This is a genomic window from Sorangium sp. So ce124 (assembly GCF_051525235.1).
GTDB classification, from domain to species: Bacteria; Myxococcota_A; Polyangia; order Polyangiales; family Polyangiaceae; genus Sorangium; species Sorangium atrum.
This window is the reverse complement of the sequence record NZ_CP150312.1, coordinates 281,590-294,143: the sequence shown is the minus strand read 5'-3', so window position 1 is coordinate 294,143 and position 12,554 is coordinate 281,590. Positions and strand designations below refer to the sequence as shown.

General features: G+C 71.0%; 8 protein-coding genes. 6 read left to right on the top strand and 2 right to left on the bottom strand.

Annotated features, from left to right (window positions below):
- The first annotated feature begins 13 nt into the window (after positions 1-13).
- The gene (locus WMF19_RS01140; RefSeq protein WP_437762123.1) at positions 14-424 is read left to right on the top strand and encodes a hypothetical protein; all 411 of its coding nucleotides are present in this window, start codon (positions 14-16) and stop codon (positions 422-424) included.
- Between the two features lie 59 nt (positions 425-483).
- Here the strand turns inward: WMF19_RS01140 and WMF19_RS01135 are convergent, their stop codons facing one another.
- The gene (locus tag WMF19_RS01135; RefSeq protein WP_437897374.1) at positions 484-1,329 is read right to left on the bottom strand and encodes a hypothetical protein; all 846 of its coding nucleotides are present in this window, start codon (positions 1,327-1,329) and stop codon (positions 484-486) included.
- 189 nt (positions 1,330-1,518) lie between these two features.
- Here WMF19_RS01135 and WMF19_RS01130 point away from each other — a divergent pair, with 189 nt between their 5' ends.
- From WMF19_RS01130 to WMF19_RS01110, 5 genes are all read left to right on the top strand, one after another.
- Positions 1,519-2,157, top strand: a complete 639-nt coding sequence (locus WMF19_RS01130; RefSeq protein ID WP_437798355.1) for a regulatory protein RecX — start codon at positions 1,519-1,521, stop codon at positions 2,155-2,157.
- Between the two features lie 123 nt (positions 2,158-2,280).
- Positions 2,281-5,736, top strand: a complete 3,456-nt coding sequence (locus tag WMF19_RS01125; protein ID WP_437897373.1) for an ATP-binding protein — start codon at positions 2,281-2,283, stop codon at positions 5,734-5,736.
- A 46-nt stretch (positions 5,737-5,782) separates the two neighbouring features.
- Positions 5,783-6,199, top strand: coding sequence for a GAF domain-containing protein (locus WMF19_RS01120; RefSeq protein ID WP_437897372.1), 417 nt, complete (start codon positions 5,783-5,785; stop codon positions 6,197-6,199).
- A 120-nt stretch (positions 6,200-6,319) separates the two neighbouring features.
- Positions 6,320-7,549: a radical SAM protein gene (locus tag WMF19_RS01115; RefSeq protein ID WP_437897371.1), complete on the top strand. Its 1,230-nt coding sequence runs from the start codon at positions 6,320-6,322 to the stop codon at positions 7,547-7,549.
- Between the two features lie 460 nt (positions 7,550-8,009).
- A complete protein-coding gene (locus tag WMF19_RS01110) occupies positions 8,010-10,847 on the top strand; it encodes a hypothetical protein (RefSeq protein ID WP_437897369.1) in 2,838 nt (945 codons plus the stop codon).
- Between the two features lie 55 nt (positions 10,848-10,902).
- Here the strand turns inward: WMF19_RS01110 and WMF19_RS01105 are convergent, their stop codons facing one another.
- Positions 10,903-11,856 (bottom strand): S1 family peptidase, encoded by a 954-nt coding sequence (locus WMF19_RS01105; RefSeq protein ID WP_437897368.1) that lies wholly within the window; start codon positions 11,854-11,856, stop codon positions 10,903-10,905.
- Positions 11,857-12,554 lie beyond the last annotated feature (698 nt).

The following is a 12,554-nucleotide window of genomic DNA, read 5'->3' as shown; positions in this document are numbered from 1 at the left end:
GGATAATCGCCGCGTGCGACTGCCCTGCCTGCCCCTCCCCTTGCTCGCGGCCGCCCTCGCGGCGCCGGCGGTGCTCGGGTGCAAGTCGCAGGTGCAGTTCCACGTGCGCCCGGACGACGCGCTGAACGAGAACCGGCCCTGCTACCTCGTGGTCCGCAACGTCGACTCGAAGACGTACCTCGAAGAGACGTACCAGGCGGCCTCTCTCCAGGTGACGGCGCCGGACGACTCGGTGCTGGAGACAGCCGTGGTGTTCCCCGGCACGAAGAAGGAGATCTCGGTGTCGCCGCCCGCGAAGGGGATGGTGGCGCTCTATGTCTTCTTCTACCACCCGACGGGCGACTGGAAGGCGATCTTCCCCTCCTCCGAGGCGACGTACGACGTCGTGCTGGAGGGGAGTCGGCTGCGCGTCGAGAAGAGGTGATCCCGGGGCGGAGGCCAGCGGAGAGCGGGCTCGTGAACGGCGAGCGGGCGCCGTGGCCCTCAATCGTACGTCTTGCTGCCGCCCGTCGACGTGGAGCCCGTCTTCGTCGACCCCGTTGCGAAGGGCTCGTAAAGCGTGTCAATCTTGCTGGGGTCCGTCAGCCATTCGAGCTTCGTGTTCGGGTACTCGTTGGCGAGGACCTGTGTCATCAGCGGAGAGATGTCCGCCCGCCTCTTCAAGACCGCCTCTTTGTAGTTGTCCATTCCCCAGATGAACGAGTCGAGCACGCCGAAGTTGGGCTGTGCCTTCGGCTTCGAGGGAGCGAGCTTCAGAGCGAAGCTGCTCAGCGGGGCGACCTCGGTCTTCAGCTTGGCGACCAGGACGCAGTCGAAGATGAGCGCGGAGTGGCTGCCCGCCGCGCTCGCGTAGTCCTTGTGCCGGAACGTCCTCGTGGCCTGCTGGCCCTTCAGCGGCTTGTAGTACGCCGCGTTGTAGGCGAAGAAAGGATACGTGCTGTGCGGCGCTTCCCGCCCGGTGCGCAGGCGCGCGGGGGCCCCCACCTTGCCGCCGTCGATCGTGGCCAGCCCATCCCCGAAGGTGGTGAGGCGCTTTACGTCGAAAGAGTTCTTCTCCAGGACCGCACGATCGGTGCCGGGCACCCACAGGACCTGGATCATCATCAGGTATCCGAGCTTCTGGGGATAGGAGGCGATGTACTCGATCGACATGGTCGGCTTGTCGACCCCGACAGGCCGCCTGCCCGCCGCGTCCCACCACCACTGGTCGAGCTTCTCGGGCTCGGTCTGGTCCACTGCCAGCGCCCTCGTCGTCGGCATGTAGCCCACCACGACCCTGACATCGATGGTGTCGTTCAGCAGCTTATAGACGAGCCGTTGCCCGGGCATGGCGTCCTGTCTCCTCGCGAGCAGGAGACGCCAGCGCGCCCCGGCGTGTCAAATTCCGTGTCGACGGCTCCACCAGGCAGACGCGATCGTTCAGGTGAGGCGAGCCAGCAGGCGCCCTGCCGCGGCCGGGAGCAGGCGGGGTGAACAGGGGCTTGCGGCCCGCGCGGGGTGCGCCATCGTCCCTCGAGCATGCCGATCATCACGGGAATCGCCCCCTCGCCTGACAAGCCCGGCCACGTCGTCATCCTGGTGGATGGGGTCCCCTTCGCCACGGTGCCCGAGCAGGCCGCCGCCGGCCTGGCCCCCGGCCAGAGCAGCCCCGGGGCCGCGGCGGAGCCGCCCCGGAAGACCGCCGCGGGCGAGCAGAAGACCTACGAGAGGGCGCTGCGGCTCCTGTCGTTCCGTGCGCGATCGGCCAAGGAGCTGGAGAAGCGCCTGATCGAGAAGGGCGAGCCCAGGGAGCACGTGACGACCGCCATCGAGCGCCTCACCGCGAGCGGGCTGCTCGACGACGCGCGCTTCGCGGAGGCCAAGGCGCGCTCCGGCATCGTGGGCAAGCCCCGTTCGCGCCGCAGGATCGAGCAGGACCTCGCCCGCAAAGGCGTCTCGCGCGACGTGGCGGACGCGGCCATACGGCAGGTGATGGCCGACGAAGGAACGGACGAGTCCGCCGTGGCCGAGCGGGCGGCGCGCAAGAAGCTCCGCTCGCTCTCGGGGCTCGCTCCGGCGGAGCAGCGGCAGAAGCTCTACGCTTTCCTCGCGCGCCAGGGCTATTCGCCCGACGTGGCGCGCCGGGCGCTGCGCGCGGTGCTCGACGCGCCGCCGTGAACGGCGCCGCCGCGCCGGCCCCTCCGCGCCGGCCCCTCCGCGTGCGGTGGATCACCCGGGCGACCAAAACCCATCGTTTTTCTGCCCTTCTCCCGCCACCCACCGCACGCTACAAGGAGCCTTATGTCGCACGAGCTGGATGGCTCGCCGCCGGATCGCGCGGACGCTGGCGCGGTCCTGGCCGGGGGAGGAGAGATGGGCGCGCGCATGCGCGCGATCGACTGGTCGAAGACGCCGCTCGGCCCGGTCTCATCGTGGCCCCAGAGCCTCAAGACGTGCGTGCGCATCGTCCTGACGTCGCGCCAGCCGATGTTCGTCTGGTGGGGCGACTCGCTCATCAACCTCTACAACGACGCCTACAAGTCGATCGTCGGCGGCAAGCACCCCGAGGCGCTCGGGCAGCCCGCGTCCGTCGTGTGGCGCGAGATCTGGGGCCAGGTCGGGCCGCGCGCCGCGTCCGCGATGCGCCGCGACGAGGGCACCTACGACGAGGCGCTCCTCCTCATCATGGAGCGGAACGGCTACCAGGAGGAGACGTATTACACGTTCTCCTACAGCCCTGTGCCGAACGATCAGGGCGGCACGGGCGGGATCCTCTGCGCCAATACCGACGACACGCGGCGAATCATCGGAGAGCGGCAGCTCTCCCTCCTCCGCGACCTCGCGGCGCGGACCGCGCACGGGCGCTCGTGGGAAGAAGTGTGCGCGCGCAGCGCGAGCTCGCTCGCGACCAACGCGAAGGATCTCCCGTTCGCGCTACTCTACGTCGTCGACCCGGACCGGCGGCGCGTGCAGCTCGCGGGCAGCACGGGGTTCGAGCAGGGGCACGCCGCGGCCCCGGAGTCGCTCGCCCTCACGGACGAGTCGCCGTGGCCGCTCGCCACGGCGCTGCGGGAGCACGAGGCCTGCCGCGTCGTCGAGTTGCCGCCACACCTCCGGGATCTCCCGACCGGCGCGTGGAAAAAGCCGCCGACGCGGGCGGCCGTGCTCTCGATCTCCCCTTCGGGGGAGACGGGCCGCGCCGGGGTCCTGATCGTCGGGCTGAATCCATTCCGCCTCTTCGACGACGATTACCGAGGCTTCCTCCACCTCGTCGCCGGCCAGATCTCGGCCAGCATCGCGAACGCGCAGGCGTACGAGGAGGCGAAGCGGCGAGCGGAGGCCCTCGCCGAGCTCGATCGCGCGAAGACCACGTTTTTCAGCAACGTGAGCCACGAGTTCCGCACGCCCCTCACCCTGATGCTCGGGCCGCTCGAGGACGCCCTCGCGTCGGCGGAGCGGAGCCTGTCGGGCGCGGATCTCGAGACCGCGCACCGCAACGCGGGCCGGCTCCTCAAGCTGGTCAACGCGCTGCTCGACTTCTCGCGCATCGAGGCGGGCCGGATCCAGGCGTCCTACGCGCCGACCGATCTCTCCGCGCTGACCGCGGACCTCGCGAGCGCCTTCCGCTCGGCGATGGAGCGCGCGGGGCTCGCGTTCGAGGTGGACTGCCCGCCGATGCCCGAGCCCGTCTATGTCGATCACGACATGTGGGAGAAGATCGTGCTCAATCTCCTCTCGAACGCGCTCAAGTTCACGTTCGAAGGGACGGTCTCGATCTCGCTCCGCGCGCACGGCGAACGCGTCGAGCTCACCGTGCGGGACACCGGGACGGGCATCCCGGATCGGGAGCTCTCGCACCTGTTCAAGCGGTTCCATCGCGTCCAGGGCGCGCGCTCCCGCACCCACGAGGGGTCCGGGATCGGGCTCGCGCTCGTCCACGACCTCGTCCGCCTCCACGGCGGGGCCATCCACGTCACGAGCGAGGTCGCCGTGGGGACGTCGTTCACGGTCTCCCTGCCCCGCGGGACCGCGCACCTGCCGAAGGACCGCGTGAACGCCGCGCGGACGCTGCCGTCGACGACCACGGGCGCAGCGCCTTATGTGCAGGAGGCGCTCCGCTGGCTGCCCGGCGCGGAGGGCGGCTCGCCTCCCGGCGCGGAGGGCGGCTCGCCCCACGGCGCAGAGCGCAATCACGGCGTCGAGCGCCTCGCCCCGGCGGCGCGGACGTCGTCCGACGACGCCGCGCTCGCGGTCGGCCCGGCGGCGCGCGTCCTCCTTGCGGACGACAACGCCGATATGCGCGAGTACGTCGCGCGCGTGCTGCGCGAGCGCTGGACGGTCGAGGCCGTCGCCGATGGCGCCGAGGCGCTCGCGTCGGCTCGCCGCGACCCGCCGGATCTCGTGCTCACCGACGTCATGATGCCGAACCTCGACGGCTTCGGCCTGCTCCGCGCGCTGCGCGACGACGAGCGCACGAGGGGTGTCCCGGTCGTCATGCTCTCCGCGCGCGCCGGGGAGGAGTCGCGCGTCGAGGGGCTCGAGGCGGGCGCGGACGACTACCTCCCCAAGCCGTTCTCCGCGCGCGAGCTCGTCGCTCGCGTCGCCACGCACCTCCAGCTCGCCCGCCTGCGGACAGCGGCCGAGCGCGAGCGCGAGCGGCTGTACGACCTCTTCATGCAGGCGCCGGTCCCCATCGCGGTGTTCGCCGGCCCCGAGCACCGCTACGAGGTCGCGAACCCGCCGTACTGCGAGATGGTCGGCCGGCAGGACCTCGTCGGGAAGAGCGTGCGCGAGGTGTTCCCGGAGCTCGGCGAGCACGAGGCGATCGCCATGCTGGACCGCGCGCTCACGGCCGGCCAGCCGCAGCGCATGGCCGAGCTGACCATCCCCGTCCGGCGCGGCGGCGCGGTGAGCGAGGCTGTCTTCAACTACGTCGCTCAGCCCATCCGCGACCCCTCCGGCGCCGTCACGGGCGTCATGGTGGTCGCCTTCGAGATCACCGATCAGGTGCTCGCGCGGCGCCGGATCGAGCAGCTGAGCCAGCACCGAGAGGAGCTCATCGCCGCGCTCGCGAAGACGAACCAGGAGCTCGACCAGTTCGCCTACGTCGCCTCGCACGACCTCAAGGCGCCCCTCCGGGGGATCGCGAACCTGTCCGAGTGGATCGAGGAGTCGCTGGCGGGGAAGCTGGACGGCGAGACGCAGGAGCACATCCACCTCCTGCGCGGGCGCGTGCGCCGCCTCGAGGCGCTCATCGACGGGATCCTCCATTACTCGCGGGCAGGGCGCCTGCGCGGCAACGTGGTCGACGTCGACACCGGCCATCTGCTCGCGGAGGTCGTCGAGCTGCTCTCGCCGCCCCAGGGCGCCCGGGTCGACATCGCGCCCGGGATGCCGACGATCGCCGCGGAGCGCGTCCCGATGCAGCAGGTGTTCCAGAACCTCATCAGCAACGCCCTGAAGCACGCGCGCCGCAGCGACGCGCGCGTCGAGGTGACGTGTGAGGACACCGGCGCTTACCTCGAGTTCGCCGTGAGCGACAACGGGCCCGGCATCGCGCCCGAGTACCACGAGCGCATCTGGGATCTCTTTCATACGCTCGAGTCGCGCGACAAGGTGGAAGGCACCGGGATAGGGCTCTCCGTCGTGAAGAAGATCGTGCAGAGCCGCGGAGGGAGCGTGTCCGTCTCGTCGCGTCCCGGCGCAGGAGCCACCTTCGTCGTGCGCTGGCCCAAGCGGGTGAAGGACGAGGCCTGAGCGCCCCCGGGTTGACGCAGGCCACGCGACGGTCGAAGGTGCGGGCATGCATGCGCGCCGAGAGTCGTTGGAGCCGTGGCTTCGGAGCTTCGTCGCCGACAACGGGGGTATCGCTGGCACGGTGCACCTCGTCGAGGGCGATGCGCTCGCGCTGGCCGCCGCCGTGAACATCCCCGAGAAGGTGCAGGAGATCACGCGCCGCGTCCCGCGGGGCAAGGGGATGGCCGGGCTCGCCTGGGAGCGCGACCAGCCCGTGCAGACGTGCAACCTGCAGACGGACACGTCCGGCGACGTGCGGCCCGGGGCCAGGGCGGTCGCGGCGCAGGCGGCGGTGGCGCTGCCCGTGCGCGACGCCTCGGCGAGCGTGCGCGCCGTCGTGGGGATCGCGTTCGCCGGCGAGCGCGAGCTCGATCAGGACGAGCTCGATCGGCTCGCGCAGGGCGCCGGCGCGCTGCCGGCCTGACAAGAGCGCTCCCGCGCCGGGCCACCTCGCTGCCCGCCGCAGCGCCGCTGCATCGCCACGCCACCGCACCACAAGGCCCTTGTTTTTCGCGGCTGCGATGCTAGCGATGCCGGATCTCCCATGGAGACGAACGGACGCAGCGCCCCGAAAGCCGCGATCGACGCTCCGCTCGACGCGCGCGATCCGGACGCCCGCCCGCACGTCCGCGTGGAGGACCTCGTGCGCGGCGCCGCGAACGAGCCCGCGTGCGAGCGCGCCGCGGCCGGGCCTGGCGAGGGCGGCGCCACGGGCGAGCCCCTCACGGCGAAGCTCGCCCGCCGCACCGTGCCCGGCGCGCTCTACGAGCCCGGTCCCGAGGAGGGGTATCTCCGGTGCACCGCGTGCGCGCACCGCTGCGTCCTCGCGCCGGGGCGCGCGGGCGCGTGCGGGATCCGCTTCGAAAAGGACGGCGAGCTGCGCGTCCCTTTCGGCTACGTCGCGCGCCATTACGTGCGTTCGGTCGAGACGAACACGATCTTCCATGTGCGCCCCGGCGCGAGGTCCCTCACCTTCGGGATGTTCGGGTGCGACCTGCGCTGTCCTTATTGCCAGAACTGGAAGGTCTCCCAGGCCCTCCGCGAGCCGGAGGGCGACGGCGAGCCAATCGACATCAGCGCTGCGGATCTCGTCGAGGTGGCCGTCGCGGCGGGCTGCGGGGTCCTCGCGAGCGCCTACAACGAGCCGATGATCACCGCCGAGTGGGCGCGCGCCGTCTTCGCCGAGGCGCAGCGGCGGGGGCTCGTCACGGCGCTCATCTCGGATGGCAACACGACGCCCGAGGCGCTCGCGTACATGCGCCCGGTCGCCGACGTGTTCCGCGTCGACCTGAAGGGGTGGAGCGCGGATCAATACCGGACGCTCGGCGGCCGCGTCGAGCCGGTGCTCGCGGCGATCGGCGAGGCCCGGCGCCTCGGCTACTGGGTCGAGGTCGTGACGCTCGTCGTCCCCGGCTTCAACGACAAGGCGGCCGGACTCCGCGTCCTCGGCGCCGAGATCGCCGGCGTCGACCCCGACATCCCCTGGCACCTCAACGCCTTCTATCCGCGTTACAAGATGCGCGATCGCATGACGACCGACCCGGCGTTCCTCGTGGACGTGGCGGGCGTCGCCTATGCGCGGGGGATGAAGTACGTTTACGTCAGCAACGTGGCCGACCGCGTCCGTGAGCTCTCGCATACACGCTGCCCCGCCTGCCACGAGGTCGTCGTGCGGCGGTTCAACTACGAGACGCAGGAGGTCCTCCTCTCCGGCGGCGCGTGCCCATCCTGCGGGACGCGCGTGCCCGGGCTGTGGGGACCGGCAGCGCCGTAGCGCCGCACAGGCGGGCGCCCCGCTCCTGCCGAACCCGCGCGCGCGTCGCCGGCCGTGAGCCGACTGGGCCTGTTGTCGCGAGGTTTCTGTCTCATTTCACCAGACGCCCTGTCCGGTGCTCCTCGCATCCCGGAAGAGCCAACTTGCGTCCCGACCGAACTCCCCCGATCGCAGGAGCATCGCTGATACGCACCGCTGGGACGCACATGGGCTCACCACCCGTCGCTCGGGTGCGCGCGCCGGTGAGATGCGCGCGTCGCCATTCACTACTTGCCTCATGACGCGCCGCACCCCTGAAAAGGGTCATGATCGTGGGGCGGTGTACGATGCGCGCCGCGCGCATTTCAACATTGAAATATAAATACTCTTTCCTGGATCCCCAAAGAGCGTGTCCGTGTTAGTTGTTCAATGACCATCTGATCCCGGATCGCTGCCGAAGTCGCTTTCTCGAGGAGGTCCCATGAAGTCACCGTTCGCCCTGCGAAGGGTCGCTGGCGGTCTTTTGTCCGCCGCGACGTCCTCTCTTGTCCTCGCGGCCAGCGCCCCCGCCCTGGCCGAGTCGTCTTATACGCTCTTCGAGAGCGGGCAGGTGCGCCCGCTCGCGCTCTCTCCCAGCGGAAACCTGCTCTTCGCGCTCAACACGCCGGATGGCCGCCTCGAGGTCTTCCGCGTCCATCACGGCGCGCTGGTCCACCGGACCTCGATACCGGTCGGGCTGGATCCGGTCGCCGTGGCGGCGCGGAGCGACACCGAGGTGTGGGTCGTGAATCACCTGTCCGACAGCGTCAGCGTCGTCGAGCTGTCCCCTGGCGGATACGGCGGCCGCGTCGAGCGCACGCTGCTCGTGGGCGATGAGCCGAGAGACATCGTGTTTGCCGGCCCCGGGCGGCGCCGCGCCTTCATCACGGCGGCGCACCGCGGCCAGAACAACCCGAACGATCCGCAGCTCACCACGCCGGGCGTGGGCCGGGCCGACGTCTGGGTGTTCGACGCGAACCACCTGGGCTCATCGCTCGGCGGCGAGCCGCTCGCGATCCTCACCCTCTTCGCCGACACGCCGCGCGCCCTCGCCGCCACGCCCGACGGCGCGCGCGTCTACGCCGCCGGCTTCCACTCGGGCAACCGGAGCACCGTCGTCACCGAGCTGCTCGTGCCCGACGGCGGCGCGGCGAACGGCGGCTCGCCGGGCCCGATGACCAACGCCTTCGGCGACCCGGCGCCCGAGGTCAGCCTCATCGTGAAGTTCGACGGCGCGCACTGGGTCGACGAGCTCGGCCGCACCTGGGACGAGAAGGTGCGGCTCTCGCTGCCCGACAAGGACGTGTTCGCCATCAACGCGATGGCGAACCCCCCGAGGCCGATCGCCGGGCCCTCGGGCCATTTCGCCGGCGTCGGGACGATCCTCTTCAACATGGTCGTCAACCCGGTGAACGGGAAGGTCTACGTCTCCAACACCGACGCGCGGAACGAGCAGCGGTTCGAGGGCCCCGGCGCCTTCGCCGGGCAGAGCCTGCGGGGCCACCTCCACGAGAGCCGGATCACCGTGCTCCGCCCCGGCAACGCCCCCCCGCGCGTCGCGCCGCGGCACCTCAACAAGCACATCGACTACTCGGTCTGCTGCGCCCCGACGCCGAACGCCGAGAGCGAGGCGAGCCTGGCCCAGCCGGTCGACATGGCCGTCACGAGCGACGGCGCGACGCTCTACGTGGCCGCGCTCGGGTCGAGCAAGGTCGGCGTGCTCGGCACGGCCGCGCTCGAGGGCGACACGTTCGTGCCCGACGCGGCCGACCACATCGAGGTGAGCGGCGGCGGCCCGTCGGGGCTCGCGCTCGACGAGGCGCGAGGCCAGCTGTTCGTGCTGACCCGCTTCGACAACTCCATCTCGATCGTCGACACCGCGACCCGGGCCGAGACGGCGCACGTCGCGATGTACAGCCCCGAGCCGCCGAGCGTCACGCTCGGGCGGCGCTTCCTCTACGACGCGCGATCGAGCTCGGCGCACGGCGACTCCTCGTGCGCGAGCTGCCATATCTTCGGCGACTTCGACAGCCTCGGGTGGGATCTCGGCAATCCGGACGAGCCGGTCACGACCAACCCGGGCCCCTTCGTCGGACCGCTGCTCAACCTCTTCACGCAGCAGCCGATGCCCCGGCAGTTCCACCCGATGAAGGGCCCGACAACGACCCAGAGCCTGCGCGGCATGGCCAACCACGGCCCCATGCACTGGCGCGGCGATCGCACGGGCGGCAACGACGCGCCCACCGCGCAGCCGGACAGCGGCTCGTTCGACGAGCGCGCCGCGTTCATGAAGTTCCAGGCCGGCTTCACCGACCTCCTCGGCCGGAGCGGCCCGATCCCGGCCGCCTCCATGGAGGCGTTCGCGGACTTCATCCTGCAGGTGACCTATCCGCCCAACCCGATCCGCCGTCTCGACAACTCACTCACGCCGGATCAGCAGGCCGGGCGCGACACCTTCGTGAGCAGCAACCTGGACGGCACCGCCATCTGCAATGGCTGTCACGTCCTCGACCCGGAGGGCAATCCCGGCGTCGACAAGCCAGGCTTCTTTGGAACGAACGGCAACATGACGTTCGACTTCCAGCCGCAGCTCATCAAGACGCCGCACCTGCGCAACATGTACCAGAAGGTCGGGATGTTCGGGATGGCCGCCCCGCTGTTCGGCATCCTGCCCGGCGACAACGACCCCAAGGGAGACCAGGTGCGGGGGTTCGGCTTCCTGCACGACGGGAGCTTCGACACGCTGTTCCGGTTCTTCCGCGGAATGGGCTTCTCGCCGTTCACCGGCTTCACCAACCAGTTCGGCACCTTCCCTGACAACCCGAACGGCCTGCCGGACTCGCCGGCGGGCGACGCGGTCCGCCGACAGCTCGAGTCGTTCCTGCTCGCCTTCGACTCGAACGTCGCGCCGATCGTCGGTCAGCAGGTCACGCTCACGCCCGGCAACCAGGCCGCCGCCGCTCCGCGGATCGATCTCCTGATCGCCAGGGCGGACGCCGGCGAGTGTGATCTCGTGGCGAAGAGCCACCTGACCTCGCAGGAGATCGGCTTTCTTCACACCGGAGCAGGGCAGTTCATCGCCGACCGGACGGCGCTGCCGCCGATCCCGGACGCGGTGCTCCGCCAGATCGCCCTCGCGACGGGGCGACCCCTGACCTACACGTGTACGCCGCCGGGCTCGGGCTACCGCATCGGCGTCGATCGGGACGAGGACGGCTTCCTCGACGGCGACGAGCGCAGCGCCGGCAGCGACCCGGCGGATCCGGCCGACACGCCCTGAGCTCCGCCTCGCAGAGCGGCGCGCGGCCGGCGCCCGCTGGCATTCACCTGTCCCGTCATCGCACCTGCACGCCGGCGCGGAGCGCGCAGTCCGGGTCGGGCGGTGACACGCAGGCGAGGGCGCACACCCCATCTGCACCGCAGTGGAGGTCGGCGCAATCGGGGTCGACGATCTCGGGGCCTACATCACACGACGGCTCGCAGAGGCCGTCCGCGCGGCACGGGTTGTCCGCTTCGAACTCGTCGATCGTCGGCTGGATGAAGCGAACTATCTGGTCGAGATCGGTGCGCGCCTGCACCCCGTCCAGCGTGCAAGGGTCGTCGCCGAACGAGGTCACGCCGGCGTGGCGCTCGACGCCCCCGCGCACGAGGAACGCCGGACCTCCGGAGTCGCCGGCGCACGTGTTCATGTCGGGAACCTGGTAATAGAACTGAGTCGCGTCGATCGTCCCCGGCGTCCCGCCGACCTGGGCCGGGCCGACCGCCAGGATGGGGAACGTCACGGCGCGGCGCATGCCGAACCCCGTCCCCGCGACGCCGTCGGAAACACCGTAACCGACAAAGGTGTAGTCCGGCCCGACGTACCAGGTGGTATTTTCCATCGATTCGCGAAGGAGCGGCGCGGGCTGCACGGGCGCGTCGCTCTCCAGCTGGATGAGGGTAAGGTCGTTCTCGAGGGTTGCGGGATTGAAGGCGGGGTGCCTCCTCGACGCCTCGATCCGCGCGCTCTCCGACCGCCGGCCGAGGGTCGGGCCGAAGAAGACGCGCGTGAGCGCGCCGTGGCAGTGTCCCGCCGTGATCACGGTGCGCCGCGAGATCACGGTCCCGCTGCAGTACGCCCGGTTCCGATTGCCCACGCCCACGACATAGGCGTGCGTCGTGTCCACAGCGCCTCCAATGATGCGCTGTCGGGACGTGAGCAATGGCTGCTCGCCGTCGCCCCCGGGAGGTGCGTCCGCGCAGCCGAGCCCGCCGAGGCACAGGATCGCGATCGGGATGGCATTCTTCATACTGCAACCTTTCCGTCCAGAAATGGTGTCTAGAGCGGCGGATTGCGGAGGCGCCCGCGGTTCGGCGCCGCTCGGACCCGCGGGCGCGCGGGGGGCATAACAAGCGCAGTGCCAGCGCCATGCTCCGCGAGCGCGCGAGTCGGCCGCGGGGCGTGGCGGGGAGTCCTGGAATGGCGCGCGAGCGGGGGAATCTCGTCGGAGCGATCACCGCTGGAGGGACGGCGCGGACGTTCGCTCCGTTCCGGAGAGGGCATGGCGCCGCGGTCGCGGCCCTCGCACGCTCTCCCATGGAGACCCGCCGGCCCGGCGGCGTCTCAGGACGCCGGCGTCGCCCGGGCCGGCAAGGGCGAAGCGCTCTGCGGTGCTGTCGATGTAAGCGCGGTTGAGCTCGCGGCAGGCGGGCTCGTGGCATGGCGGTCCAGCAACGGGCGGAGAGGCTGCCCGGCCGCGGCATCGCACAGCATCACACGGCCAGTATAGCGGATGACCGCGGGCGTGGCAGCGGCCGTCGGGGAGCTCGCCCGCCGGTCGATCGGCGGCCGCCGCGCCGCCTTCGTCACGCGCCGGCTCGCCCAGGGGCGCCTCGCCGCCGCGCTCGCGATGCCGGCGCGTGACGAAGGCGGCGCGGCGGCGAGCGCCCACGCCCACGCCAGGACGAGCTACGTTGTACCCCGATCCGCGGCGGCGCCAGCGCTGGG